Below are 24,669 nucleotides of genomic sequence, written 5' to 3'. Positions count from 1 at the left end.
TTGGTGTGGTTGCTCACATTGCCGGCATGGAATAGGGGGATCGGCGCCGAGGTTCTAATATTTACTCAACACTTTCTGAACCCGGGGCGCCGCACGCAGCGGTGGTCCCGATCTTCTGCACAGGCCAGTCCCGTAATGACGGGCTGGTCATCGGCTGCAACCCCTACCCGCACAGCAACCATGGTAAGAGGCGCATTCATGACCGAGCCCGAACACAACCCCTTTGGCTTCATCGGCCTGACATATGACGACGTCCTGCTCCTGCCGGGCCACACCGAGGTCATCCCTTCCGAAGCGGATACCTCCTCCCGGATCTCCAAGCGCATCACTGTGCAGACCCCCTTGCTGTCCGCAGCCATGGACACCGTGACGGAGTCCCGGATGGCCATCGCCATGGCCCGCCAGGGCGGCCTGGGCGTGGTGCACCGCAACCTGTCCATCGCCGACCAGGCGGACCAGGTGGACCGCGTCAAGCGCAGCGAGTCCGGCATGATCACCAACCCGCTGACCATCCGGCCCGAGGCAACCCTGCGCGAGCTGGATGACCTCTGCGCCCAGTACCGCGTGTCCGGCCTGCCGGTAGTGGACGAGGACAACCGCCTGCTGGGCATCGTCACCAACCGCGACACCCGCTTTGTGCCCGAATCCGACTTCCCGCTGCGGCTGGTCAGCGACGTCATGACCAAGATGCCCCTGGTCACCGGTCACGTTGGCATCAGCCGCGAGGAAGCCTCGCACAAGCTGGCCACCAACAAGATTGAAAAGCTGCCGCTGGTGGATGAGCAGGGCCGGCTGAAGGGCCTGATCACCACCAAGGACTTCACCAAGGCAGAGCAGTACCCTCTGGCCACGAAGGACGACGAAGGCCGCCTCCGGGTGGGTGCAGCCATCGGCTTCTTCGGGGACGGCTGGGAGCGCGCAATGGCACTGGTTGACGCCGGCGTTGACGCCCTGTTCGTGGACACCGCGAACGGACACTCGCAGGGTGTGCTGGACATGATCCGCCGCCTCAAGTCCGATCCCGTGGCGGCGCACGTTGACATCATCGGCGGCCAGGCCGCCACGCGCGAAGGCGCCCAGGCCCTGATCGAGGCCGGAGCCGACGGCATCAAGGTGGGTGTGGGACCTGGCTCCATCTGCACCACCCGTGTGGTGGCCGGTGTGGGCGTTCCGCAGATCACCGCCATCTACGAGTCCGCGAAGGCAGCTATCCCTGCCGGGGTTCCGCTCATCGCCGACGGCGGCCTGCAGTACTCCGGCGACATCGGCAAGGCGCTCGTGGCCGGTGCCGATACGGTCATGCTCGGCTCCCTCCTGGCGGGCTGCGACGAATCACCGGGCGAGCTGATATTCGTCAACGGCAAGCAGTTCAAGTCCTACCGCGGCATGGGCTCCCTGGGTGCCATGCAGTCCCGGGGCAAGAACACGTCCTACTCCAAGGACCGTTACTTCCAGGCCGACGTCTCGGGTGACGACAAGCTCATCCCCGAGGGCATCGAAGGCCGTGTTGCCTACCGCGGTCCGCTGGCTTCCGTGGCCTACCAGTTGGTGGGCGGCCTGCGCCAGACCATGTTCTACACCGGTGCCCCCACCATCCCCGAGCTGAAGGCCCGCGGCAAGTTTGTCCGGATCACCCCGGCAGGGCTGAAGGAATCGCACCCGCACGACATCCAGATGACCGTCGAGGCGCCGAACTACGGTTCCCGCTGACACCGGTCCACACCACAGCCGGCAGGCCATGGAGTTCGCGCTCCATGGCCTGCCGGCGTCTGTGCCCGGTACTAGGCTGAATCCATGCCCGCACCAAGCCACCCGGTTGAACTGAGCCCTAAAAGGGAACCCCAGCGCCGCCTGGCCCTCCGGCCCTACGCACGCGCTGTAGCCCAGGTCCTCCGGGTGAGCTTCCGCGCCTCCCCGGGCGCGGTGGTCATGAAAGTGCTCGGCTCGCTGATTTCGGCCGTGCTGCCGCTGGTCACCACCTACTTCGCTGCGCTCACCACCACCGCGCTGGCTGCCGCGTACTCCGGTGACGCCGCAGCCGGCCAGCTCGCGATTGTCTACGTCATCATCACCGCCGCCCTGGGTCTTTTCTGGGGTGCCTTCACCAGCGTGGACCGCTACATCCAGCAGCTGATGAGCTTCAAGGTGGGGGCCATCGTGGGCGACCAGATGTACGAGCGGTTCCTTGCCCTCGAGTTCTGGCGCTACGACGACAAAGAAACCGTTGACCTGTACGACCGCGCCAAGCGGTTCTCGGACTCCTACGCCCGGGTATTGGACCGGATCGCGGCGATCTTCACCCAGCTCGTCTCGGTCATCCTGGCCGTCGGAGCACTGCTCCTGGTCAGCTGGTGGATCGCCGTGATTGTCCTGGTTGCCATCGTCCCCAGCGTCTACCTGCAGTTCAAGCTGTCCCGGGAGCAGATAGCGCATTGGAACACGCAGGTGGACTCCCGGCGGCAGCGGCGGATGATCGAACAAAACCTCCTGCGGCCGCAGCACATTGCCGAGATGCGCCTCTACGGCATCGTGGGCTTCCTGATGGACCTCCGCTCCCGCCTGCGCGACGCGGATGAGCGCCGCCGTCTTGACTTCCAGCGCCGGTACATCCCCAAGCAGCTCGCCGCCGATGCCCTGCAATACGGCGCGGAGGTGGTCTCGCTGATCTGGGTGGTGGGGCAGATCATCGCCCGCGCGCAGCCCGTCGGCCAGTTCCTCTATGTGCAGCAGATCGTCAGCCGGGCATTGTCCACGGCCAACAACCTGGTGTCCTCCCTCAGCTCCATTGACGAGGACCTGGCGAACCTCAAGGACTACGAACTGTTTATGGCCCTGCCGGTGCATTCCGAGCACGCGCCCCCGCTGCTCGAGCCGCCGAAAACGGTGGAACTGAAGGACATCCGCTTCACCTACACGGGCAGCGACATCGAGGTGATCCGCGGGATCAACCTGACCATCAGCGAGGGCCAGCACATCGCCATCGTGGGGGAGAACGGCGCCGGGAAGTCCACGCTGATCCGGATCCTGGCCGGACTCTACCGCCCCGATTCCGGCCAGGTAATGCTCGATGGCGTTGACCTCGCCGCCGTCGACGTCACCTCCTGGCACAGGCACCTCGCGGTGCTGAGTCAGGAGTTCCTCAAGTACGAGTTCGCCACTGCCGCCGAAAATATCTACTTCGGTGATGTTGATTCACCCCGGGACGACGCCCGCATCCGCGTGGCTGCAGCAGATGCGGAGGCGCTGGACTTCATCAACAAGCTGCCCAACGGCCTGGAAAACCACGTCAGCAACTGGATGGAGGATCCGCGCGGACGCAAAGGCAGCGGACTCTCCGGCGGCCAATGGCAGCGGCTGGCCATGGCCCGCAACTTCTACCGGGACGCCTCGTTCATGGTGATGGACGAACCGACATCGGCTATCGATGCCCTCGCCGAGCACCGCATCTTCACCCGTCTCTTCGCGGACCGAAGCAGCACCATCATCGCCATCAGCCACCGCCTTGCCACCATCGAAAAGGCGGACATCGTGTACATGCTGGAGGACGGCAGGATCGTGGAGCAGGGGACCCACAAGGAGCTTGTTGCGCTTCGCGGCCGCTACTTCAGGATGTTCGAGTCGCAACTGAATCTGGAAGAATCCGAAGGGGTCTAGGACTCCACCACGGTGGTGCGCACCCGCGCCAGGCTCGGCTGCGGCGGGACGCTGCTGAAGCCGAAGGTCACCGCCGGCACGATGGGAGTCAGCGCCCCGGCGTCCACCCCGTCCCACTGCACGACGGCGGAACTGATGGTCCGCAGGTCACTCACCCCGTAATACTCGTGCCAGCCGCTCCGGGCGCCTCCGAAGGTACGTGAACCGCCGCTTAGGACGGCGGCAACCGGGCTGATCAGCCGCAGCCAGCGTGGGTGGACGGCGATCGGCCGGGGCACGGCCCGCAGCGCGCTGCCCAGGAGGGGCCTCGGGCCGAGCCGGGCGCGGACAGCCAGGGCCCCGGCGTCGACCGTCAGCAGGTCCCGGGCCAATGTGGTGCTTACCTCCAGCACGCGGACGTCGTCGAACCAGTACGTGTCGGAGATGAAGCGGGCCACCTCCGCCGTGGGCGCGAGCAGCAAACGGTGCCCGGACGGCTGCTGAACCATTACATCGGAGAACGCGCCGAAGGGGGACGCCTGCCAGACCCCCACGACGGCCCGCAGCCCCGAGGCCGTCCCAAGCCCGGCAATATGACCGTCAAACACCCACCGCCTGCCCATAGGCCCACTGTAGCCAAGGACAGCACTGCGGCTGGGATAACCTAGTGCAGTGACTTACGAGATCGAGATCGGCCGTGGCAAGCGTGGGCGTCGAGCCTACTCCCTGGATGACATTGCGATTGTCCCCAACCGTCGTACCCGCGACCCCAAGGACGTCTCCGTCTCCTGGCAGATCGACGCCTACCAGTTCAGCATGCCCGTCATCGCGGCTCCCATGGACTCAGCCATGTCCCCGGCCACAGCCATCGCACTGGGCAAGCTCGGCGGCCTCGGCGTCCTTGACCTCGAGGGCCTCTGGACCCGGTATGAGGACCCGCAGCCCGTCCTCGACGAAATCGGTGCCCTGCAGGACGAGACCAACAGCCCCGCCGTGACCGGGCGGATGCAGGAGCTGTACAAGGCCCCCATCCAGCCCGAACTGATCACCTCCCGCCTCGCGGAGATGCGCGCCGCCGGCGTGACCGTGGCCGGTTCACTTACTCCGCAGCGCACGCAGGAGCACTACAAGACCGTGGTGGCCGCGGGCGTCGACATCTTTGTCATCCGCGGAACCACTGTGTCCGCCGAGCACGTGTCCAAGGACCACGAGCCGCTGAACCTCAAGCAGTTCATCTACGAACTGGACGTCCCCGTGATCGTCGGCGGCGCGGCGGGCTACACGCCGGCACTGCACCTGATGCGCACCGGTGCTGCCGGTGTGCTGGTGGGCTTCGGCGGCGGCGCCACCACCACCACCCGCCGTGCCCTGGGTATCCACTCGCCGATGGCCTCGGCAATTTCCGACGTCGCTGCCGCCCGCCGTGACTACATGGACGAGTCCGGCGGCCGCTATGTCCACGTGATCGCCGACGGCGGCATGGGCACCTCCGGCGATATCGTCAAGGCAATTGCCATGGGCGCCGACGCCGTGATGCTGGGCAGTGCGCTCGCCCGGGCCGAAGAGGCGCCCGGCAAGGGCTGGCACTGGGGCCAGGAAGCCCACCACCTCGAACTGCCCCGTGGTGACCGCGCAAACGTCGGCACCGTCGGTCCGCTCGAAGAAGTCCTTTTCGGACCGGGCCACCACACCAACGGAACCTCGAACCTCATTGGCGCACTCCGCCGCTCCATGGCGACCACCGGCTATTCGGACCTGAAGGAATTCCAGCGGGTCGACGTCGTGGTTTCCCCTTACTCAGGGAACTGACGCAAGGCTGCGCCTAATCGCTCCCTGCCGCCCTGCCCAAGCGTGCCGCAACGAAGTAGTGTGGTTTCACAACCGGGACTAGTGGCACTGGAGGCGTTCGATGAAGAGTGTTCCTGCTAACGGCGGGGCCCTGGGCCCCGCAGCCAGGGAAGCAGCCATCCAGCGGCTGCGTGCAACCGCTGAGCCAGGACAGGAACTGGACATCCTGATTGTCGGCGGCGGCATTGTGGGTACCGGCGCGGCCCTTGACGCAGTCACCCGGGGATTGGACGTCGGGATCGTCGAGGCCAACGACTGGGCTGCCGGTACGTCCTCCCGGTCGTCAAAGCTGATCCACGGCGGCCTGCGCTACCTGGAAATGCTCGACTTTGGCCTGGTCAAGGAGGCGTTGCAGGAGCGCGGGCTGCTGCTTTCCGAACTGGCGCCGCACCTGGCCCGGCCGGTGCCGTTCCTGTACCCGCTGACCAGGCCCTTCCTCGAACGTCCCTACGTAGGCGCCGGCATCGCACTGTACGACGCCATGTCCATCTCCAGCGGCCACAGCAGGGGAGTGCCGTTCCACAAACACCTCAGCAGACGGGGTACGCTGCGGGCGGCGCCGAGCCTGAAGGACGATGCGTTTGTGGGCTCCATCCGGTACTACGACGGCCAGGTGGATGACGCGAAATACTGCGCCAACCTCATCCGGACAGCTTCCTACTACGGCGCCCATGCAGTGAACCAGATGGCCGTGGTGGACTTCCTGCGTGAAGGTGAACGCGTGGTGGGGGCCAAAGTGGTCAACCATGAGGACGGAACGCAGTTCAACATCAGGGCCAAACAGGTCATCAATGCCACCGGGGTCTGGACCGACGAAACCCAGGCCATGGTCACCGAGCGCGGCCAGTTGAAGGTCCGGGCCTCCAAAGGAATCCACCTGGTGGTTCCGCGGGACCGTTTCCAGTCCACCGTGGGCCTGATCCTGCGCACCGAGAAGTCGGTGCTGTTTGTCATTCCCTGGGGGCGGCACTGGATCATCGGCACCACGGACACCGACTGGCACCTGGACAAAGCCCACCCCGCCGCGTCCAGCAAGGACATCGACTACATCCTGGAACACGTCAACAAGGTCCTGAAGCGGCCGCTCACCCGTGAAGACGTGGAAGGGGTGTACGCCGGCTTGCGTCCGCTGCTGGCCGGCGAAAACGACTCCACCGCCAAGCTGTCGCGGGAGCACGTGGTGGCACACCCCGTGCCCGGCCTGGTGGTGGTGGCCGGCGGAAAGTGGACCACCTACCGCGTCATGGCCAAGGATGCAGTCGATGAGGCAACACGGACCATGGACGAGCGGGTACCTCCCAGCTGCACGGAAACCATCCCGCTGCTGGGGGCGAGCGGCTACAAGGCCGCATGGAACCGCCGGAACCGCACGGCGGAGGAATCAGGCGTCCACGTGGCCCGGATTGAACACCTCCTCAACCGTTACGGGTCCCTAACGCCCGAGGTGCTGGCCATCATCGCAGAGAACCCTGCCCTTGCCGAACCCATCCCCGGCGCCGATGACTACCTGCAGGCAGAGGCGGTGTACGCGGCAAGCCACGAAGGCGCCCGCCACGTCAATGACGTTCTGACCCGGCGGACCAGGATTTCCATCGAGGCCTGGGACCGTGGTGTGTCTGCCGTGCCGGTAGTCGCTAAACTGATGGGTGACGTCCTTGGCTGGAGCGACGCCCAACGTGAGAATGAGGTCAGGCACTACATTGCACGGGTGGAGGCGGAACGCCTCAGCCAGCAACAGCCGGACGACGAATCCGCAGACGCCGCCCGCTTGGGTGTGGAAGACATCGTGCCCTTGCGCTGAGGGATTCACGGCACCAGCACTGCTGACTGAAGGGATACGCCTTGGCGGAACCACTTGACCGGTACGATGCCGAACTTACCACCCCGGAAATGGTGATCCTGGAGCTGGAGGCATCGGACAAGGCGGACGCCGCCACCCAGCTCGCAGAACGCCTCTACGCCGCTGGACGGGTATCGGATCTGCCCGGGTTCCTCAAGCATGTCAATGCCCGTGAGCACCAGCTGGCCACCGGGCTCCCCGGCGGAATCGGGTTGCCCCACGCCCGCAGCGAGTTTGTGTCCCGCACCTCGATCGCCGTCGGGATTGCCAAGTACGGCCACGCGCTGGACTTCGGCGCCACTGACGGGCCCGCCACGGTGATCCTCCTGATCGCCACTCCCGCAAGTTCCTTCTCCGACCACCTCGAGGTCCTGGCCACCCTGGCCCGCTCACTCTCCAAGGAGTCTTTCCGCGAATCGCTGCGCCGTGCTTACGACGCAGAAGTGATCGCTGAGCTCATCAATTCCAGCCTGGTGTTTTTCGACCACTGACGCCTGGGCGGTTGCATCCATTCCCGCCGGGTCCTGCCGCTGGACAGGATCCCTCCGGCCCCCGGGCGTTTAGTTGTTCTACAGCGGGACGAAGTACGGTTAAGACGTGTGGAAAACAGCCCTCAAACCCCGATGGATCGCAGGTTTCATTTTCGCGATCGCCATTTCCGGGGTCTTCGTGCTGCTCAGCCAATGGCAGTTCGGACGCTCCACCCAGCCGGAGGTGCCGGCCAATCCCGCCACCGAGCAGGTACAGCCACTGACGGAAACGCTTCAGCCGGGCGACTTCTTCCATGGTACCGACGCCGACCAGATGGTCAGCGCGCAGGGAACCTATGACCCGGCCAAGCAGGTCCTGGTCCCGGGCCGCCTGCACGGCGGCAAGACCGGCTACTGGGTAGTCTCCGCCTTCGCCGTCAACGGCGCGCCCACCCTTAGCGGCGTTGCCGCCTCACCCCAGACATGGATCCCCGTCGCGAGGGGATGGGTGGCGGACCCCGCCGATGCCCCGGCCCCGCCGTCGGGCATTATTGAACTCACCGGCAGGCTGCTCCCGTCTGAAGCGCCCGTGGCAGGAAAGGCAGCCGCCCCGGGCGAGGCCACAGCAGTCTCGGTGGCGGAGCTGATCAACTACTGGGAAATCAGCAGCTATCCGGGCTTCGTCGCCGCCACTGCGGAAATCGCCGATGGCGCGGACGTCAGCCCTGCAGCAGTGCCGGGAGACCTCCTTCCCCTGCAGATCGGCCCGCAGCCGCCGGCCCAGCAGATCAACTGGCTCAACCTCTTCTACTCCCTTGAGTGGGTTGTCTTCGCCGGTTTTGCCCTCTTCATCTGGTGGCGGCTGGTCAAGGACGACTACCACCGGGATCTTGAGGAAGACCTCGATGATGACGAGGACGACGCCACCGTCCCCGAAGAAACCCACCCTGAACAGAACCAGCAAAAGGTACAGCCATGATTGATCCGAAACCGGCCACCCCCGCCGCCGCAGGCAGCAACACAGGCAGCAAAACTGCCGGCAAGGCGTCCGGCAAAAAGCGCCGTTTCGGCGGCACCGAAGCGCAGATCCGTTCCGCCCTGAAGTTCTACAGGGTCCTGGCCTACCTCACGGGCGCCATGCTGCTGCTGCTGTGCGCCGAACTGATCGCCCGGTATGGATTTGGGAAGTACCTCTTTGCCGGCGGTACCGACGCCGTCAGCGGCCAGCCGTTCGGCTTTGGTTTCGCGGATGCGGAACCGCAGGGCGTCCTGGGTGGAGTGAACCTCTCCGTCGCCGTCCTCATTGTCCACGGCTGGATGTACGTGGTGTACCTCATTTCAAACTTCCGGCTCTGGGCCCTCATGCGCTGGCCGTTCCTGAAGCTGATCCTGCTGGCACTGGGCGGGGTGGTTCCGTTCCTGTCCTTCATTGTGGAGAAGAAGTTCCACGCCGAGGTGGACGCTGAGCTCGCGGCCAACCCCCAGGCGCCGCAGAGGTACTGAGCAGCCGCTGGAAGTGGGGAGTTCGCTCCGTCACAGCGCAGCTTCTCAAGGTGCGCCGGTGCAACGGCGCCCAGTAGGCTAGTACGGTGACTACTCCCACTGCATCCCAGACTTCCCAGAAGCCGGTGCTGGTTGTTGACTACGGTGCCCAGTACGCGCAGCTGATTGCCCGCCGCGTCCGGGAAGCGAATGTGTATTCGGAAGTGGTTCCGCATACCTACACAACCGAGCAGCTCCTGGCCAAGAACCCCGCCGCCATCATCCTTTCCGGCGGCCCTTCCAGCGTCTACGCTGACGGCGCCCCCAGCGTCGGTGCCGACCTTTTTGAGGCCGGTGTTCCCGTCTTCGGCATCTGCTACGGCTTCCAGGCGATGGCCAACGCCCTGGGCGGCAAGGTGGACAAGACCGGGCTGCGGGAGTACGGCTCCACGGAAACCACCCTTCTCGGCGAAGGCCGCTCGGTCCTGGAGGGCATGCCCCAACACCAGAACACGTGGATGAGCCACGGTGACTCCGTCCACGAGGCTCCTGACGGCTTTGAAGTCCTGGCGACGACGGCGGGTGCTGAAGTAGCTGCCTTCGCCAACGAGGAGAAGGGCCTGTTCGGTGTCCAGTGGCACCCCGAGGTCAAACACTCCGCCTACGGCCAGCAGGTCCTGGAGAACTTCCTCTTCAAGGGCGCCAAGCTGGAACCGAACTGGACCACGGGCAACATCCTCGAGGAGCAGGTGGAGCGCATCCGCAAGCAGATCGGCGATGCCAGGGTCATCTGCGGCCTCTCCGGCGGCGTGGACTCCGCCGTCGCCGCTGCCCTTGTCCAGCGTGCCGTTGGCGACCAGCTCACCTGTGTCTTCGTGGACCACGGCCTGCTGCGCGAAGGCGAAGCAGAACAGGTGGAACGCGACTTCGTCGCCGCCACCGGCGTGAAGCTCTACGTGGCCAACGAGCAGGAACGCTTCCTCTCAGCCCTCGCCGGTGTCAGCGATCCGGAAACCAAGCGCAAGATCATCGGCCGCGAATTTATTCGCGCCTTCGAAGAGGCAGAACTTGCCATCATCGCCGAGGCTGCCGCCCATGGCGAGAAGATCAAGTTCCTGGTCCAGGGGACGCTGTATCCGGACGTCGTCGAATCGGGCGGCGGCGAAGGTGCCGCGAACATCAAGAGCCACCACAACGTTGGCGGCCTGCCCGAGGACCTGCAGTTCGAGCTCGTAGAGCCGCTGCGCGCCCTCTTCAAGGACGAGGTCCGCGCCGTCGGTGCCCAGCTTGGACTGCCGCAGGAGATCGTGGGCCGCCAGCCCTTCCCCGGACCGGGCCTCGGAATCCGCATCGTCGGTGAAGTCACCAAGGACCGCCTGGACCTGCTGCGCAAAGCTGACGCGATTGCCCGGGCCGAGCTCACCGCCGCCGGGCTGGACAACGAAGTCTGGCAGATGCCGGTGGTCCTGCTCGCCGACGTCCGCAGCGTGGGCGTCATGGGCGACGGCCGCACCTACGGCCACCCCATCGTGCTCCGTCCCGTCTCCTCAGAGGACGCCATGACGGCCGACTGGTCCCGCCTGCCGTATGAGCTCCTCGCCAGGATCTCCAACCGCATCACCAACGAGGTGGAGGGTGTCAACCGCGTGGTGCTTGACGTGACCAGCAAGCCGCCCGGAACCATCGAGTGGGAATAGCAGCATGAGTGGCCGGCCTCCGGTGAAGGAGGCCGGCCACTGCTGTTTCCATTACCGAAAACTCCGCAATTTAGCCTGCTCCAGTGTTGCGGTCTCTCAGTCCGGGCATCGAAGCGGCTACGCTCGAATCTATGCCGGTATGGTCCAGGGCGTCACGCGCGAGCGCAGAAAAGAAGGCAGTAGTGTCAGTTGGTCAAGGCCACCCGGAAGGCTCCGAGGAGCTCCGTAAATGGTTGTCCGGGCTCAAGCCCGTCACCGGGGCGGATACGATGCTGCGCTTCACCAAGACCCCCGAAGGCTCCATCGACCTGACGCATGCGCACCCGTCCGGCCTCGCCCAGCTCATGGCCGGGCGGAAGACCAGGCTTTCCACGCTGATCCGGGACCGCCAGCAGTACGTCGTCGCGGCCAGGGCTTCGCGCAACATCCGGTCCAAAATTTTCGAGCTCGCCAATGACCGCGGCATCGATGCCGGCTATTTCTCGGCGGGCACCGTGGTGTGGACGTCTGCGGTGGGCGGCAAGCCCCAGCGCATCTCGGCCCCCGTCATGCTCACGGCGATTTCGCTCACCGTCCGTCCGGGGGAGGACGACTACGAACTGCAGTTGACCGAGCAGGCCCACATCAACCCGGCCCTGGTGCGGCACCTGAAGAACATCCACGGCATTGTCTTTGACGTCAATGCCGTCACCCGGCTCGCCTACAGCACGGCCCGCTTCGATCCCCAGCCGGTCCTGGACAAACTGGCTGCCCTCATCCGGCCCATCCACGGTGCCGAGGCACAGCACAACCTGCTGGTTTCCACCTTCGCGGACCTCTCCGGGAACCTGGACGACCCGTGGATCAACGACTCCAACCCCCTGGTGTCCGCACTGGCCACCGCAGCAGGCGGAGAAGTGGTGGACGTCGAGGAGCCGGACCCGTCCCGATTCCCGCCTCTGGACAGCAGGCACCCCAGTGAGGAGATGCTCCTGCTGGACGCGGACATCGACCAGCAGTACGTGATCGACGCGGCCCGCGCCGGTGATTCGCTCGTCGTCAGCAGCCCTCCGGGGACCGGCCAGACCCAAACGGCCATCAATACCATCGGTGCCCTGGTGGACGCCGGAAAAACCGTCCTGGTAGTTGGCGACCGCCGCGCCAGCCTCAACGAAGTGTCCGGGCAGCTCGAAAGCCTGGGCCTCGAATCCATCATGTTCCAGCTGTCCGGGAACGTTACTCCGCAGCAGCTGAAGGGCCAGCTGGTCCGGGCGATCGTTCGCAACGAAAAATCCCTGGAACCCCAGCTGGGGAACCTGCACAACACCCTGACTGAGCACCGCCATGCCTTGATGGACCATGTGGCGTCCCTGCACAACGTCCGCCAGCGCTGGGGCTGCTCGCCCTACCAGGCCATGCAGTCGCTCGCCCAGCTGACGTCGATCCACCCGGCGCCCGCCACCACCGTGCGGCTGAAACGCAGTGTCCTGGACAGCATCCGGGACCGTGATGAGCTTGCCGGCAGGCTCCGGCGCGCCGCGGAGCTGGGCAGCTTCAGCAAGGCGTCCACCACCAGTCCCTGGCATGGCGCACGCCTGCTCACGCGCAAGGAGACTGAGGAAGCCCAGGACCTGGTCCGCTCCGTGGAGAAGAGCCTGCCGGTCCTGCGCGAACGCATGAACGCCGTGGCGGAGCATGCCGAGATCCGGCTGGGCGCTTCCTTCGCCGAATGGGGCGAACAGCTCGATCTCCTGGTCGCCGTACGCGGAAGCCTGGACAAGTTCACCCCCGACATTTTCGATCGGCCGGTCACAGACCTCATCTCGGCTACAGCACCTTCTGCCTGGCGCCGTGAGCGCGGCATCGAGTTGACCGCGATGCAGCGGTCACGGCTGCGCAGGGTGGCCAAGGAATACGTCCGGCCAGGCGTCCATATAGCCGATCTCCACAGCTCCCTGGTCCTGGTCCAGGAACAGCGCGCGCTGTGGGCAGGCTACGCCACCACGCAGCGCCACCCGGCGGTGCCGTCCGGACTTGCCGAGATCAGCGTGATGTACCGCGCCCTGGAACGCGAACTGGCCCAGCTGGGCGAGGCGCTCCAGCACACGGAGGCAGGCGGCTCGCTGTCCACCGTCCGGTATGAAGACCTGATGGAACGGCTCGAGCGGCTCGTGGCGGACACCGACACCCTCAAAACGCTGCCCGAGCGCACCCTCCTGGTGGAGAACATGCGCGAGCACGGGCTGGGGGAGCTCCTGGCAGACCTGGCGGAGCGGGAGGTTCCGGCAGGCTCGGTCGCGGCGGAACTCGAACTCGCCTGGTGGCAGTCGGCGCTGGAAGCCATGATCAGCGGGGACGATTACCTCGCCATGTCCGACGGCGACGCCCTGCGGCAGCTGGAGGCCGAGTACCGGCTGGCCGACAACGCGCACATCGCCAGCGGTGCTGCCCGCCTTCGGTGGGAGCTGGCGGAACGGTGGCGGGACGGCATCGCAGCCCACCCGCGCCAGGCCGACCTCCTGCGCAGCCTCCTGAAGGACGGCAGAGTGTCCCTGCCAGCGCTGACTGCACAGGCTCCGGACCTGATCGGCACCCTCGTTCCGGTCTGGTCCGTCAGCCCGTACCTGATGACCGGCCTGCTGCCCGCGGAGCAACACTTCGACGCGGTGGTCATCCTGGACGCCGAGGCGACGTCGCTCCAGGCTGTGCTTCCATCCATCGCCCGTGCCCGCCAGGTCATTGCCTTCGGCGACGCCATGATTGCCAGCCCCCGAACCTTTACCGTGGGCGTAGAACGGCTGGCCGCAGGCGAGACGGCACACCAGCGGGTGGAGAGCGCTTTCAAAGCGCTGTCCGCAGTGCTCCCCGTGTGGCGGCTCAACTTCGTCTACCGCGCGGTGGACGAGGACCTGGTCCTCCAGCTCAGCAAGAACTTTTACGACGGCGCCCTGCGCCGCCTTCCGGAGGGCCAGTCCGCTACCGGCCTGGACCGGTCCCTGCTGGTGGAGTACCTGCCGGACGGCACCGGACTGCCAAGCGCGGACCACGAAGGCGTGGAGTCCGTGGTGGCCGAGGTCAACCGCGTGGTGCAGCTGGTTTTCGAACATGCACGCACCCGTCCCCGCACATCTCTGGCAGTGGTTACGGCCAGCCTCCGCCATGCTGCCCGGATCGGGGAATCCATCCGGCTCCAGCTGCCCAACCACCCGGGCCTGGCCGGATTCTTTGGTGCCGGACCGGAGTCTTTCCGGGTAGTTGACCTGGAACGGGCACAGGGCCTGGTGCGCGACCACGTCATCTTCTCGCCGGGCTTCGGCCGCACCCCGCACGGGCGCGCCCTGCACAACTTCGGTCCGCTCTCCGCTGAAGGGGGCCGGGAAAAATTCGCGCTGGCCATGACCCGGGCACGCCGGTCGATCCACGTGCTGACCTGCTTCCGGCCGGAGGACCTGGACCACACCCGGCTGACGCACGGCGCAGTGGATCTGTATTCACTGCTGGACCGCGAAATTTCGGGGAATACTGATCTGGGAACTCCCGCTTCCCGTGCTGCCGCCAGCGAACAGGCTCTTGGTGCCGATCCCCTGGTCGCTGACCTGGGGGACAGGCTCCGGGCACGCGGCGCGCGGGTTTGGCACCAGTACGACGGCGCAATCGACGTCGTGGCGGCCGCAGATCCGCTGAGCACAATGGGCCAGGACGAGACCGACCTGCCCTGGCCGGTGGCCATCGAGTCCGACGGTACCGAGCAGTACCGCACCATGAGCGTGCGTGAACGGAGCCGGCTGCGTCCTCAGCTGCTGGAGCGCCTGGGGTGGCGGTACATGCCGTTGTGGACCATCGAGGTGTTCACTGACCCGTCAACCTGCGCAGACCGGATTGCCGCTTACCTGGGCCTTGAACGGGCGGTGCTGCGGGACCGGACGTCAACCTCAACAGGGTTCCTTGACGACGACGTGGACCAGGCGCTCAATGGAATCGACGCCGGAGAACACGCACGCCGCCGGCCGCAGGAGAAGTACCCGGACAGCAAGGAGGCGGTCCCCGTGGCCCCTGAACAAAACACGAACGGCCAGGCGGCCGGGCAGTCCGTCCCTGCCGGCCCGGCTCCCGAAGACGACCAGAGCCAAGACGACCAGGGCCAAGGGGAAGCCAAGGGCCAGGGCGTGACGCAAGGCATTCTGCCCACCAAGGCCGCCGAAGACGACCCGCGGCGCTGGGGCGATGCTGACGACGACCACGACGCCTGGCTGAAGGAACAAAAGCCGCCGCACTGGGGCTGAGCGACCCGGCCGGAGTGACGGGGGTGGCAGGGTTGCCCCGGCTCAGGGCCCAACCAGGACGAAGAACAGTTTGCCTTGGGTGGAGGCCCCCGCCAGCCGGGCAGCCTGCTCTGCGCTTGCCGCCACCACGATAAGCCCGTCCGTCTCGGCGGTGCCCAGCCACTGCCCGCTTTGGCCGCCCTTGCCGGACGTCCAGAGCACCGGCACGGAGGCTGCCAGGACCTCGGACGGTGCCTGCTGGTCGAAGCCGTTCGCCGCCGTCAGCACCACGTTGACTAGCTGCCCGGGCGAGACGAGCTGGATGGATGACGGATCCGCCATCCGAAGAGGCACGGCGGACGAGCCCGGAGGCGTGCCGGCCAGAAGCCCGGGACCAAGCAGTTGGGCGTCCGTCAGGAGCTGGCCCTTGCGCAGGGGAGCGGCGAGCTGTTTGCCGGCCAACTCGCTTTCTTCGTCCAGGAAACCCGCGGCCATCATGTGCGGCGGTACCTGCACGTGGGCAAGGTCTGAGGCCGCCACGGCCGAGCCGGCAGGCAAATCCCTTGCGGCAGCCAGGGCTGTGACAGTGTGGACCGGCGCGGGAGTGAGCTGATGGACGGTGATTGCAGCCGCCGCGCAAAGCAGCAAAGCCACAGCGAGCCGGCGGTTCCGGCTCAGCCACCCGCCAAATCGGACCGCTGCCGGCCGGCGACCGGCACGGCCGGAACGGCGGGGCGTGCGCGGATATCGGGAGGCAGCGCGGCCGGGGCGGAGAAGGTTTGCAGGCATGCGCCTACGCTATGGCGACGGGAATACCCGCAACAGGAGCGCGGTGCGCTATGTGGACAAAGCCGGGGCGGCCGGCGTCGGACAGCCCTGCTTAGCTGGCTGCAGCAGGCGCCGGAGCAGCCGCGGCAGGTGCCGCTGCGGGAGCGGACGCTGCAGCCGCCGGGGCCGGCGAGACGGTGCTTCCCTTGGAGTCCCGGGAATCGGTGCGGTAGAAACCTGATCCCTTGAAGACGACACCGACGCTGTTGAACTTCTTGCGCAGCGTCCCCTGGCACTCGGGGCACGAGGTCAAAGTACTGTCCGAGAACGACTGGACGATGTCGAAGGCATGGCCGCAATCCTTGCAGGCGTACGCGTACGTTGGCACTGGTGCTCCTCCTCTTGGGCAAACGAGAGGTCCCGTGCTGCCTGGACGGAAGTCCGTTAGCAGTCGCAGGGCCTGAGTGCTAATTCTATCATCCCCGCAGCGTTGGACTGCGGGGTTCAGTGGTGGCCGTCGAGCGGCAGGAAGCCGGACGGCGCCAGGACGGCAGGGACGGGGCGGTCGAACTCCTCCTCGGGGATCTCGCCGGCGGGGAGCAGCTCGTCGTCATAGATAACGGCAGCCAGCGGGATGTTCTTCCCTGCGGTGGCGAGATGACCCAAAAACTTGTCGTAGTACCCACCGCCTTGCCCAACGCGGTTGCCCGAAAGGTCCACGGCGGTGGCCGGGATGAAGAGGGCGGCTGCCGTTCCGGCCACATCCGGCCCGTGCCTGTCGCCCTTGGGTTCCAGGATCGGGGCGTACCGGCTCTGCTCAAAGCCGGCTTCCGGGTTCCAGAAGACCCATGCGAGCTCCCGCCCGGGCTCGCAGACAGGCAGCAGGACCCGATGGCCGCCGGTATGGAGTGCGCTGATCAGCGGAAGGGTGGGCGGTTCGACGCCCACGCCGAAGTAGACGCAGAATGTGGCAGGAGTACCGCCGGCGAGGGATGCAGCCCAGCCTGCGCCGTGGCGTGCGATGGCAGCCCCTGCCGCCTCCAGTTGCTGCGGGCTTAGGGCGGCACGCCGCTGGCGGTGGGCAGTGCGGATCCTGGTCTTGGTTGCCTTCGCGTCCTCAAGCACTGTGTCTTCCTCCATCGTTGCATTACGGCGTTGTGCCCTGCAGTCACAGGGACGTGCAGCTGCCTAATGATTACTGATTGCTTGACGCTGACGTTAGATTAGTCGGGTGACTACCAGTAACCCCAGAGTTCGCAAAGCCGTTATACCCGCTGCCGGACTCGGCACCAGGTTCCTGCCCGCCACCAAGGCCATGCCCAAGGAAATGCTCCCGGTCGTGGACAAGCCTGCCATCCAATATGTGGTTGAGGAAGCCGTAAGCGTGGGCCTCAACGACCTGCTAATGATCACCGGGCGGAACAAGCGGGCCCTGGAAGACCATTTTGACCGGGTGCCGGCATTGGAATCCACCCTTGAAGACAAAGGGGATACGACGAAACTGGCGTCCATCCAGGCTGCCAGCAATCTCGGTGACATCCACTACGTCCGCCAGGGCGACGCCAACGGTCTTGGCCACGCTGTCCTCCGCGCAAAACAGCACGTGGGCAACGAAGCCTTCGCCGTCCTCCTGGGCGATGACCTCATCGATGCCCGTGATGAACTCCTCAGCACCATGATTGAGGTGCAGGCGGAAACGGGAGGGTCCGTGATTGCCCTCATCGAGGTGGAGCCGTCACAGATCAGCGCTTACGGTTGCGCCGACATTGCGGAGATTGACGGCGAGGACTACGTACGGGTCAACCGCCTGGTAGAGAAGCCAGCCGCGGACGAAGCCCCTTCCAACCTCGCCGTTATTGGCCGTTACGTACTGCACCCCGCCGTCTTCGATGTGCTGGAGCACACCGGTCCCGGGCGGGGCGGCGAAATCCAGCTCACCGATGCCCTGCAGGAGCTTGCGTCCGGGGAGGGCGAGGGGCACGGCGTCTACGGTGTTGTCTTCCGCGGCCGCCGCTACGACACCGGAGACAAGTTGAGCTACCTCAAGGCCTGCGTCCAGCTCGCCATCGACAGCGAAGACCTGGGCCCCGGCCTGCGGGAGTGGCTGCCGGGCTTCACCGCCAGCCTGTCCAAGTAGCACCGTGCGAGCCGGCCCCATCTGGCCCGTGACCCTCGAGTGCGGAGACTTGGTCCTGAGGCCCATCAGGTACCGGGATAAAAAAGAGTGGACGGAAGTGCGGGCCCGTAACAGCCAATGGCTGGCACCGTGGGAGGCTTCCAACCCGGACCCCGCCGGCGGCCTGCCTGATTACCGGCAAATGGTCCGCTCGCTGAACTCTCAAGCCGCCCAGGCCACGGCCCTTCCGTTTGTGATCACTGAGCGCGGTCCTGCCAGCAAAAACCCTGCGATTGTTGGCCAGTTGACTGTTTCATCAATTGTGTGGGGTTCGGCCATGATGGCAACCCTCGGGTACTGGGTGGACCAGGCGCGCGCCGGGCGGGGGATAGCACCCACCTCTGTCGCCCTGGTAACGGACCACTGCTTCCGGACCTTGGGGCTGCACAGGATGGAAATCAACATCCGGCCCGAGAACGGACCCAGCCTGCGGGTAGTGGAGAAACTGGGTTTCCGGGATGAGGGGTACCGGCCGCGCTACCTGCACATCAACGGCGAGTGGGCCGACCACCGGTCGTTTGCCTTAACCTCAGAGGAAGTTCCCGAGGGGCTGCTGCACCGCTGGCTTGCCTCCAGGCCGTCATAAATCCATTGATTTGCCAGCCGCGCCACGACACACCGCGGCTAATGCGGCTGGAGCCGACGTGATGCTCATACGGTTTTGAGTGTGGACTTCCCCCTTAGCAGCTCAGTGATCCTTGTGGTTGCCGTCGTGCTCTGGATTGTATGGGTTGCCCCCTACGTCCTCCGGAACCGCCGGCACCAGTTCCAACCCGCCGGCGACTTCCTGGCAGACGCCCCCGCCGATGAAATACCGGACCCGCGTGCAGGGCTGGTCTTGAAGGTCGCCGCCCAGCAGGAGAAAGCCATGGACACCAGGAAGAGCACCGGATCCACTGCGGCCATAGCGGCCAGCGCTGCCCCCACGGGCCAGTTCCGGATCCGATACGGCCGCACGGCACTCGCCCTCGCGGGACTGGTTTCCCTGCTGACGGCGGTCGTTTCTGCGGTCCTGCTGGCGTTTGGGCTGGGATCTCCGGTTCTCCCCCTGGCATGCGTAGCCCTGACAGTGGCGTCCGTAGTCCTTCTCCGCTGGCTGGCTGTCCGGGACCGCAAGTCCAAAGTCAACGCTGCTTTCCGTTCCGCGATGACCGCACCTGCCCCCCGGCCCGCAGCCGAGCACGTTCCGCTCAAGCCGGAATCCGCGCCGGTGCGCCCGGAAAGCCCGCTCTTTGACGCGGAGGCCGACAAGCCCAAGATTAAGCCCCTGACAGCCCTGGAACTCCGCGAAGCCGCCCTTGCCGTTGCGGTGGCTGCCGGTGACACCAGTGCGGCACTGCCCGCACCCGCAAGCACGTGGGAGCCCGTGGAGGTCCCCAAGCCTGTTTACGTTGAGGCGGCCAAGGCCGAGCGCCCGGCACCCGAGCCGCTGGAGCTGCCGGAGGCACCCAAGGCCACCGGTAAGCCGTCCCTCAAGCAGGGTGCTGCCGCCGTCCCCGCCGTGCCGGCTCCGGAAGCGCAGCAGCTCACCAAGGCCCAGAGCGCGCTCAGCAATCTCGACGACGTCCTGCAGCGCCGCCGCGCCTGACCATACGCTCCCGGGGAAGGTTCCCGTGACGGTTTCCGGGCGCCGGTTGGCATTGGGCCGGGAAAATTTGTAGCCTAGGTTCACCGGTGCCGCTCCTGTTGACCAAGCGGCTGGTTCCGGGGTTATAGCTCAGTTGGTAGAGCGCTTCGTTCGCATCGAAGAGGTCAGGGGTTCGAATCCCCTTAGCTCCACAGAATGTCTCCCTGCCGTATTACAGCCGCCCTCGTCGCGTGGCGCCTCCAGGGCCTACAGCCAGCCCTTCTTCTTGAAGATGACGTACATCAGTGCCGCCGTAGCCGCCATCAGCCCAATGGCCATGGGATAGCCCAGCTGCCAGTGGAGTTCGGGCATGTGGTCGAAGTTCATGCCGTAGACGCCGGCCACGAATGACGGTGCGAAGAAGATGGCGGCCCACGAGGAGATCTTCTTTACCTGTTCGTTCTGTTCCGCGCTTGCTTCGTTTTGCCGGTTGGCGGTGAGGGTTCCGTCCAGGGTCAGGGCGTTCTGCAACAGGTCACGGAACGAATCTGCCCGTGAGATCACCCGCTCTACGTGGTCCTCCACGTCGCGCAGGCTGTGGCGGAGGTCGGTTTCCACATCGTACTTTTCAAACCCCCGCTTCAGCTGGTGCATCATGTCCGGCAGGGGGTGGATGGCCCGCTGGAACTGGATGACCTCGCGGGCGAGTTCATAGATGCGGCGAGACACGGTCGTGTCGCCGCTGAACAGCTGGTCTTCAATTTCGTCGATGTCGTTTTCCAGCCCGGCGACCACGGGCCCGTAGTCATCCACCACCCGGTCCAGCAGGGCGTAAAGGACGGCCTCGGGTCCGTGCCGCAACAGGTCCGGCCGGCTTTCCAGGCGCTGCCGCACCCGTGCCACTCCAGCAGTCTCGGCGTGCCGCACAGTGACTACGAAGTTCTTGCCCGTGAAAATGTGGAGCTCGCCGAACTCCACCGTTTCCGTGGCGTCCAGGTACCGGGCAGGGCGCAGAACGGTGAAAAGGTTGTCTTCGTAGCGCTCCAGCTTGGGTCTCTGATGCGCGGAGATCGCGTCTTCCACCGCCAGCGCGTGCAGCCCGAACTCGGTGGCCACCGCCGCCATCTCCTCGGCGGTGGGCCGATAGAGGCCTATCCAGGCCATTCCCCCGTGGTGCGCAAGGGTCTCAAAAGTCTGTTCCAGGTTTTCGGGTTCCGCGTGCCGCACGCCGTCCACGTAAACCGCATTGTCAATGATGGTCATGGCCGGCTGTCCTTCGCCGAGGGGGTCCGGCGCATCAGGACATTGCTCCGATGATGGCACCCGAGACTGTCATGGCCAGCAGGTCGTGGCCGGAATCGATAAGGGTGACGGCGGCAGGCCGGCCCGCGAAGCCGTTGTGGATCACGTGGCCGCCGGCACGGAAGACCAGCGCCAGAATAAGGGCAAACCAGCCACCCGCCAGGGCGTTGTCCAGCCCGAGCTTGCTGATCAGGACTGCCAGCAGGATGGCGGTCAAGGCGGCCGCCGCCATCATGGGCCCCCAGATTCCGGCACCGCCACTCATGTTCTTGAGATCGTCCTCGGTTTTTCCAATCGCGGCCATCCACCGGTTGCCCAGGACGGCAGGCATGTACCAGACAAAGCCGATGGCCATGGTGGCGACGAAGGCAAGCAGCACGGCGAGCCAGTTGATCTGTGAAACGTACGAGAGCCAATCCATTCTGAAAATCCTAGCTGTCCGTCTCCACCCCGGCCGCCCGGGAGGGTTTCGCCGGGCCGTGTTGTCCCGCCCCGGCGGCTTTGGCCAGGCCACTGATGAGCGGCTCCGTCCGGTAGGGGATGTGTGTGTGCAGCGCCAGGACGGTTTCGGTCCGGATAACCCCTTTGATCCTTAGGACCTGCCGCAGGGCTGCCTGGAGGTTATGGGTGTCAGTGGCCACCACCCGGCACCAGACGTCACCACGTCCGGAGATCTCGTGGACCTCCAGAACCTGCGGAATCAGCCGCAGTGCCCCTACCACCCCGTCCAGCTCGCGGTGTGACACCTCAATGGTCACGAAGGCCACAACGTCGTAGCCCACAGCTTCCAGGTCCACCTCGCGCCCCCCGGACCGCAGGACCCCGGCCCGGAGCAGGCGCCGGACCCGTGACTGAGCAGTGTTGCGGGCAACCCCCAGCGAATCGCTGAGCTCACCGATCTGGATCCTGGGGTCCCGGATGAGCTCCAGGAGGATCTTCAGGTCGGTGGGGTCCAGGTGGTTCAAATGATCACTCTCCGTCACGTCAGCATCAGAATATTGATGATGATGCTCAATTGTGGCACCACTTTCCGCCCGAAAGAGCAGAAGTGCTGCACGCTGGACCTATCACATGTCCATCCGCGCCAGGCTCCCACAAGGACCACCTGCCGCGGCAGCAGCAGAGGCGGCACAATGACGGTCTTCAGCGAACTCCGCATGCGTCCGGTTCCAGCCACAACGGCTGGATGGGACGCGTCAATTACTGCCCGGCTGGTGCTGGCCGGCGCCGTAATTTTCACGCTGTTGGTTGGTGCAAACCTTGCCACGCCCCTGTACCCCCTCCTGCAGGCGGAACTCGGACTGTCCCCGCTGGATGTAACGGCCGCGTTCACGAGCTACGTGCTGGCGCTTGTGGCCACGCTGATGCTGGCCGGGCACTGGTCGGACCACATCGGGCGGAGGGCTGCCCTCATCCTCGCCGTTGTTGCCGGCATGGCCGGCGGCTGGCTTTTTGCGGAGGCACACACGCTGGGTGCGCTGTGTGCCGGGCGGGCGCTCCAGGGAGTCGCAGTTGCCCTTGCTACGGGGGCAAGCGCCGCCGCCCTGCGTGAACTGCTCCCCTCACGTCCCGAGTGGGCCTCCCGCTTCACGCTGCTGGCTTCAGCGGGGGGAGTGGCCGCCGGCCCGGTGATCGGCGGGCTCCTGTCATTACTTCCCGGGGCTACGTCGGCACCGTACTACGTCCATGCTGCAGTCCTCGCCGCGCTGCTGGTCCCGCTGTACCTCCTGCGGGCTCGCCCCGCTATCCAGCCGTCCGCAGGACCCAAACCGCTGCAGCTGCTCGCACCGCGCCGTCCTTCCGTGACGCAGGCGGCAAGGGGCGCGTTCTGGCTGGCAGCCTGCGTCGGCTTCCTGAGCTTCGCAGTGTTTGGTTTCTGCCTCTCGTTGGCCCCCGGCTACTTCGCCCGGATCCTGGCCGTGGACAGCCGGCCCCTGATCGGTGTGCTGGCCGGCCTGACCCTCGCGGCATCGGCGCTGACCCAGTTGGTGACCCTTCGGGGCCGCTTCGTTGTCCCGGGCGGGCTGGCGGTCCTGGGCATCTCGGTACTCCTGCTGGGCGCGGCGGGAGTGTGGAACAGCCCGGTGCTGCTGGTAGTTGCAAGCGTTGCCGCCGGTGCCGGGCAGGGCCTCGCCTTCCGCACTGTTTTCAATGATGTTGCTGCCCGGGTGGAGCCCATCCGCCAGGCCCAGACCATCAGTACGGTGTACGTCATCACCTACCTGGGCAGCGCTGTCCCGGTGCTGGGGCTCGGCTGGGCCGCCGGCGTGTTCGGCCTGGCGCCTTCCGTGGCCGGATTCGTGGTGCTGTGCGGCTCCGCAGCGCTCATTTTGGCTGCCGTCACACTCCGTCAGGCAGTACGCACACGGGGCTAGCCGCCACAGGTCCGGCTACTCCGGGAGCGGCCCGTGGTTCCCCTGGATGTGCTCGAACACCAACGTGGTTTCCGTATGGCCAACCACTGGATCGGTGGCCAGGTTGTCCAGCACCCAGTCCCGCAGGTCCTCGGTGGTGGCAACGGCAATGTGAAGCAGGTAATCCACCGAGCCCGAGGTATGGAAGGTGGACAGCACTGCCGGGAGGTGGGGGACGCGCGCCGTAAAGCGGTCGATCTGGTCCCGGTCGTGCGCCCTCAGCCGCACAGCGACCAGGGCCTGCACCGACCTGCCGATGGATGACAGGTTGAGCTTCGCCTCAAAGCCCTGCACGATGCCCCGCTCCGTGAGCGCACGGGTCCGCATCAGGGCTGTGGAGGGGGCGATGCCCACCAGTTCGGCAAGCTGCTTGTTCGAGATCCTTGCGTCCTCCACCAAAGCGGCAAGAAGGCGTTCGTCGATGGCATCAAGGGGCTCCAGATGCACTCCCGGCCTGACGTTCCTGGCATTCGTGCTCACGGCGGCTCCTTACAAAGTTCCTGCGTTTATCCTAGACGCCCGCAGGCCCGCGTTTAGGCTGCGGCGGTGCCTGCTGCCTTCGGATGGACGACGGCGACAGCCACCGCTGTGAGGCAGGCGAGGATCATGACGGCGGCGGCCAGGGCGTCCCAGCCATAGGACTGGAAGAGCAGGCCGCCGGACCAGCCGATGAGGCTTGATCCCAGATAGTAGGCGAGGTTGTAGAGCGAGGCGGCCTGGGCACGTCCAGTGCTGGCAATCGCACCCGTCCAGCCTGCGCCGATACTGTGGGCCGCAAAGAAGCCGCCCGTGAAAATGACCAGCCCCGCGAGGATCAGCAGAAGTGACGGAGTCAGCGTGAGGGCGAGGCCCGCCGTCGAGAGGGCAAGCCCGGCGAGCAGCACGTTGCGGCGCCCGAAATGCATCGTCAGCCCTGCTGCCCAGCGGGAGGAGAAGGTCCCCGAAAGGTAGGCAAGGAAAATCAGGCTGATGACGGTGGTGGGCAGCCCAAAGGGCTCGCCGGAGAGCCGGAACCCGAGGTAGTTGTAGACGGCCACGAAGCCGCCCATCATCAGGAAAGCCTGGATGTAGAGGGCGAGCAGCCGAATATTGCGCAGGTGGCCGCCAAGGGTTTGGACGGCTCCGCGGAGTCCGGGAGCCTTGGCGGCGGTGAAGCCCTGAGCCCGCGGCACCAGGACCAGGAAGGCGACCGCGGCCAGCGTCGCCAGGACGGAGACGGCCAGGGCTGCGG

At 65.9% G+C, this 24,669-nt stretch carries 22 protein-coding genes and 1 tRNA gene; 14 read left to right on the top strand and 9 right to left on the bottom strand.

Annotated elements, in window-relative coordinates:
* Positions 1 to 198 precede the first annotated feature (198 nt).
* Positions 199 to 1,710, top strand: a complete 1,512-nt coding sequence (gene guaB, locus AC5RV1_RS18475; protein ID WP_493946739.1) for an IMP dehydrogenase — start codon at positions 199 to 201, stop codon at positions 1,708 to 1,710.
* Positions 1,711 to 1,794: 84 nt separating this feature from the next.
* Positions 1,795 to 3,654, top strand: a complete 1,860-nt coding sequence (locus tag AC5RV1_RS18470) for an ABC transporter ATP-binding protein (RefSeq protein ID WP_493995560.1) — start codon at positions 1,795 to 1,797, stop codon at positions 3,652 to 3,654.
* On the opposite strand, the gene AC5RV1_RS18465 is transcribed toward AC5RV1_RS18470, so the two are convergent.
* Entirely contained in the window at positions 3,651 to 4,256 is a 606-nt protein-coding gene (locus AC5RV1_RS18465; RefSeq protein ID WP_493995559.1) for a hypothetical protein, read from the bottom strand. The genes AC5RV1_RS18470 and AC5RV1_RS18465 overlap by 4 nt on opposite strands.
* 49 nt (positions 4,257 to 4,305) lie before the next feature.
* Here AC5RV1_RS18465 and AC5RV1_RS18460 point away from each other — a divergent pair, with 49 nt between their 5' ends.
* The 7 genes from AC5RV1_RS18460 to AC5RV1_RS18430 all read left to right on the top strand — a co-directional run bounded on the left by AC5RV1_RS18460 (position 4,306) and on the right by AC5RV1_RS18430 (position 15,232).
* Positions 4,306 to 5,442, top strand: coding sequence for a GuaB3 family IMP dehydrogenase-related protein (locus AC5RV1_RS18460; RefSeq protein WP_493946736.1), 1,137 nt, complete (start codon positions 4,306 to 4,308; stop codon positions 5,440 to 5,442).
* 100 nt (positions 5,443 to 5,542) lie between these two features.
* Positions 5,543 to 7,282 carry a glycerol-3-phosphate dehydrogenase/oxidase gene (locus AC5RV1_RS18455; RefSeq protein ID WP_493995558.1) on the top strand — a complete coding sequence of 580 codons (1,740 nt, stop codon included), beginning with the start codon at positions 5,543 to 5,545 and terminating at the stop codon, positions 7,280 to 7,282.
* Between the two features lie 41 nt (positions 7,283 to 7,323).
* Entirely contained in the window at positions 7,324 to 7,812 is a 489-nt protein-coding gene (locus tag AC5RV1_RS18450) for a PTS sugar transporter subunit IIA (protein WP_493946734.1), read from the top strand.
* 106 nt (positions 7,813 to 7,918) lie between these two features.
* Positions 7,919 to 8,770: an SURF1 family protein gene (locus tag AC5RV1_RS18445; RefSeq protein ID WP_493995557.1), complete on the top strand. Its 852-nt coding sequence runs from the start codon at positions 7,919 to 7,921 to the stop codon at positions 8,768 to 8,770.
* Positions 8,767 to 9,294, top strand: a complete 528-nt coding sequence (locus AC5RV1_RS18440; protein ID WP_493995556.1) for a DUF3817 domain-containing protein — start codon at positions 8,767 to 8,769, stop codon at positions 9,292 to 9,294. The genes AC5RV1_RS18445 and AC5RV1_RS18440 overlap by 4 nt, the downstream gene beginning before the upstream one ends.
* 86 nt (positions 9,295 to 9,380) lie before the next feature.
* Complete coding sequence (gene guaA, locus AC5RV1_RS18435; RefSeq protein ID WP_163162059.1) at positions 9,381 to 10,970, top strand: glutamine-hydrolyzing GMP synthase; 1,590 nt, start codon at positions 9,381 to 9,383, stop codon at positions 10,968 to 10,970.
* A 131-nt stretch (positions 10,971 to 11,101) separates the two neighbouring features.
* Positions 11,102 to 15,232, top strand: coding sequence for an AAA family ATPase (locus AC5RV1_RS18430; protein ID WP_493995567.1), 4,131 nt, complete (start codon positions 11,102 to 11,104; stop codon positions 15,230 to 15,232).
* Between the two features lie 42 nt (positions 15,233 to 15,274).
* On the opposite strand, the gene cpaB is transcribed toward AC5RV1_RS18430, so the two are convergent.
* From cpaB to AC5RV1_RS18415, 3 genes are all read right to left on the bottom strand, one after another.
* On the bottom strand, positions 15,275 to 16,000 hold the full coding sequence (cpaB, locus tag AC5RV1_RS18425) for a Flp pilus assembly protein CpaB (RefSeq protein WP_493995555.1): 726 nt from the start codon (positions 15,998 to 16,000) through the stop codon (positions 15,275 to 15,277).
* Positions 16,001 to 16,091: 91 nt separating this feature from the next.
* A complete protein-coding gene (locus AC5RV1_RS18420; protein ID WP_493995554.1) occupies positions 16,092 to 16,367 on the bottom strand; it encodes an FmdB family zinc ribbon protein in 276 nt (91 codons plus the stop codon).
* Between the two features lie 116 nt (positions 16,368 to 16,483).
* Positions 16,484 to 17,119: a 5-formyltetrahydrofolate cyclo-ligase gene (locus AC5RV1_RS18415; RefSeq protein WP_493995553.1), complete on the bottom strand. Its 636-nt coding sequence runs from the start codon at positions 17,117 to 17,119 to the stop codon at positions 16,484 to 16,486.
* A gap of 91 nt (positions 17,120 to 17,210) precedes the next feature.
* Here AC5RV1_RS18415 and galU point away from each other — a divergent pair, with 91 nt between their 5' ends.
* The 4 genes from galU (at position 17,211) to AC5RV1_RS18395 (ending at position 19,934) form a co-directional block, all read left to right on the top strand.
* Positions 17,211 to 18,116 (top strand): UTP--glucose-1-phosphate uridylyltransferase GalU, encoded by a 906-nt coding sequence (gene galU, locus AC5RV1_RS18410; protein WP_493946728.1) that lies wholly within the window; start codon positions 17,211 to 17,213, stop codon positions 18,114 to 18,116.
* Between the two features lie 4 nt (positions 18,117 to 18,120).
* Positions 18,121 to 18,741 (top strand): GNAT family N-acetyltransferase, encoded by a 621-nt coding sequence (locus AC5RV1_RS18405; RefSeq protein WP_493995552.1) that lies wholly within the window; start codon positions 18,121 to 18,123, stop codon positions 18,739 to 18,741.
* An 81-nt stretch (positions 18,742 to 18,822) separates the two neighbouring features.
* Entirely contained in the window at positions 18,823 to 19,743 is a 921-nt protein-coding gene (locus AC5RV1_RS18400) for a hypothetical protein (RefSeq protein WP_493995551.1), read from the top strand.
* Between the two features lie 118 nt (positions 19,744 to 19,861).
* Positions 19,862 to 19,934 (top strand) — tRNA-Ala (locus AC5RV1_RS18395).
* Between the two features lie 55 nt (positions 19,935 to 19,989).
* On the opposite strand, the gene corA is transcribed toward AC5RV1_RS18395, so the two are convergent.
* From corA to AC5RV1_RS18380, 3 genes are read right to left on the bottom strand one after another with little or no spacing between them, the layout of a single operon-like run.
* Positions 19,990 to 20,985 carry a magnesium/cobalt transporter CorA gene (gene corA, locus AC5RV1_RS18390; RefSeq protein WP_493946725.1) on the bottom strand — a complete coding sequence of 332 codons (996 nt, stop codon included), beginning with the start codon at positions 20,983 to 20,985 and terminating at the stop codon, positions 19,990 to 19,992.
* A gap of 34 nt (positions 20,986 to 21,019) precedes the next feature.
* Entirely contained in the window at positions 21,020 to 21,445 is a 426-nt protein-coding gene (locus AC5RV1_RS18385; RefSeq protein ID WP_493946724.1) for a DUF1761 domain-containing protein, read from the bottom strand.
* 10 nt (positions 21,446 to 21,455) lie between these two features.
* Entirely contained in the window at positions 21,456 to 21,989 is a 534-nt protein-coding gene (locus AC5RV1_RS18380; protein ID WP_493947184.1) for an Lrp/AsnC family transcriptional regulator, read from the bottom strand.
* A gap of 168 nt (positions 21,990 to 22,157) precedes the next feature.
* Between AC5RV1_RS18380 and AC5RV1_RS18375 the strand changes: the two genes are divergently transcribed.
* Positions 22,158 to 23,399 carry an MFS transporter gene (locus AC5RV1_RS18375; protein ID WP_493995550.1) on the top strand — a complete coding sequence of 414 codons (1,242 nt, stop codon included), beginning with the start codon at positions 22,158 to 22,160 and terminating at the stop codon, positions 23,397 to 23,399.
* Positions 23,400 to 23,414: 15 nt separating this feature from the next.
* Here AC5RV1_RS18375 and AC5RV1_RS18370 read toward each other — a convergent pair whose 3' ends face one another.
* Together AC5RV1_RS18370 and AC5RV1_RS18365 are read right to left on the bottom strand one after the other, a co-directional pair.
* A complete protein-coding gene (locus tag AC5RV1_RS18370; RefSeq protein ID WP_307094416.1) occupies positions 23,415 to 23,918 on the bottom strand; it encodes an Lrp/AsnC family transcriptional regulator in 504 nt (167 codons plus the stop codon).
* A gap of 53 nt (positions 23,919 to 23,971) precedes the next feature.
* Positions 23,972 to 24,669 (bottom strand): MFS transporter (locus AC5RV1_RS18365; protein ID WP_493995549.1); only part of this gene is annotated, 698 nt, incomplete at its 5' end.

It is taken from the genome of Arthrobacter sp. Hb9-2, from assembly GCF_059091165.1.
Note: the sequence above shows the minus strand (reverse complement) of the source record. Positions and strands in the feature narration are given on the sequence as shown.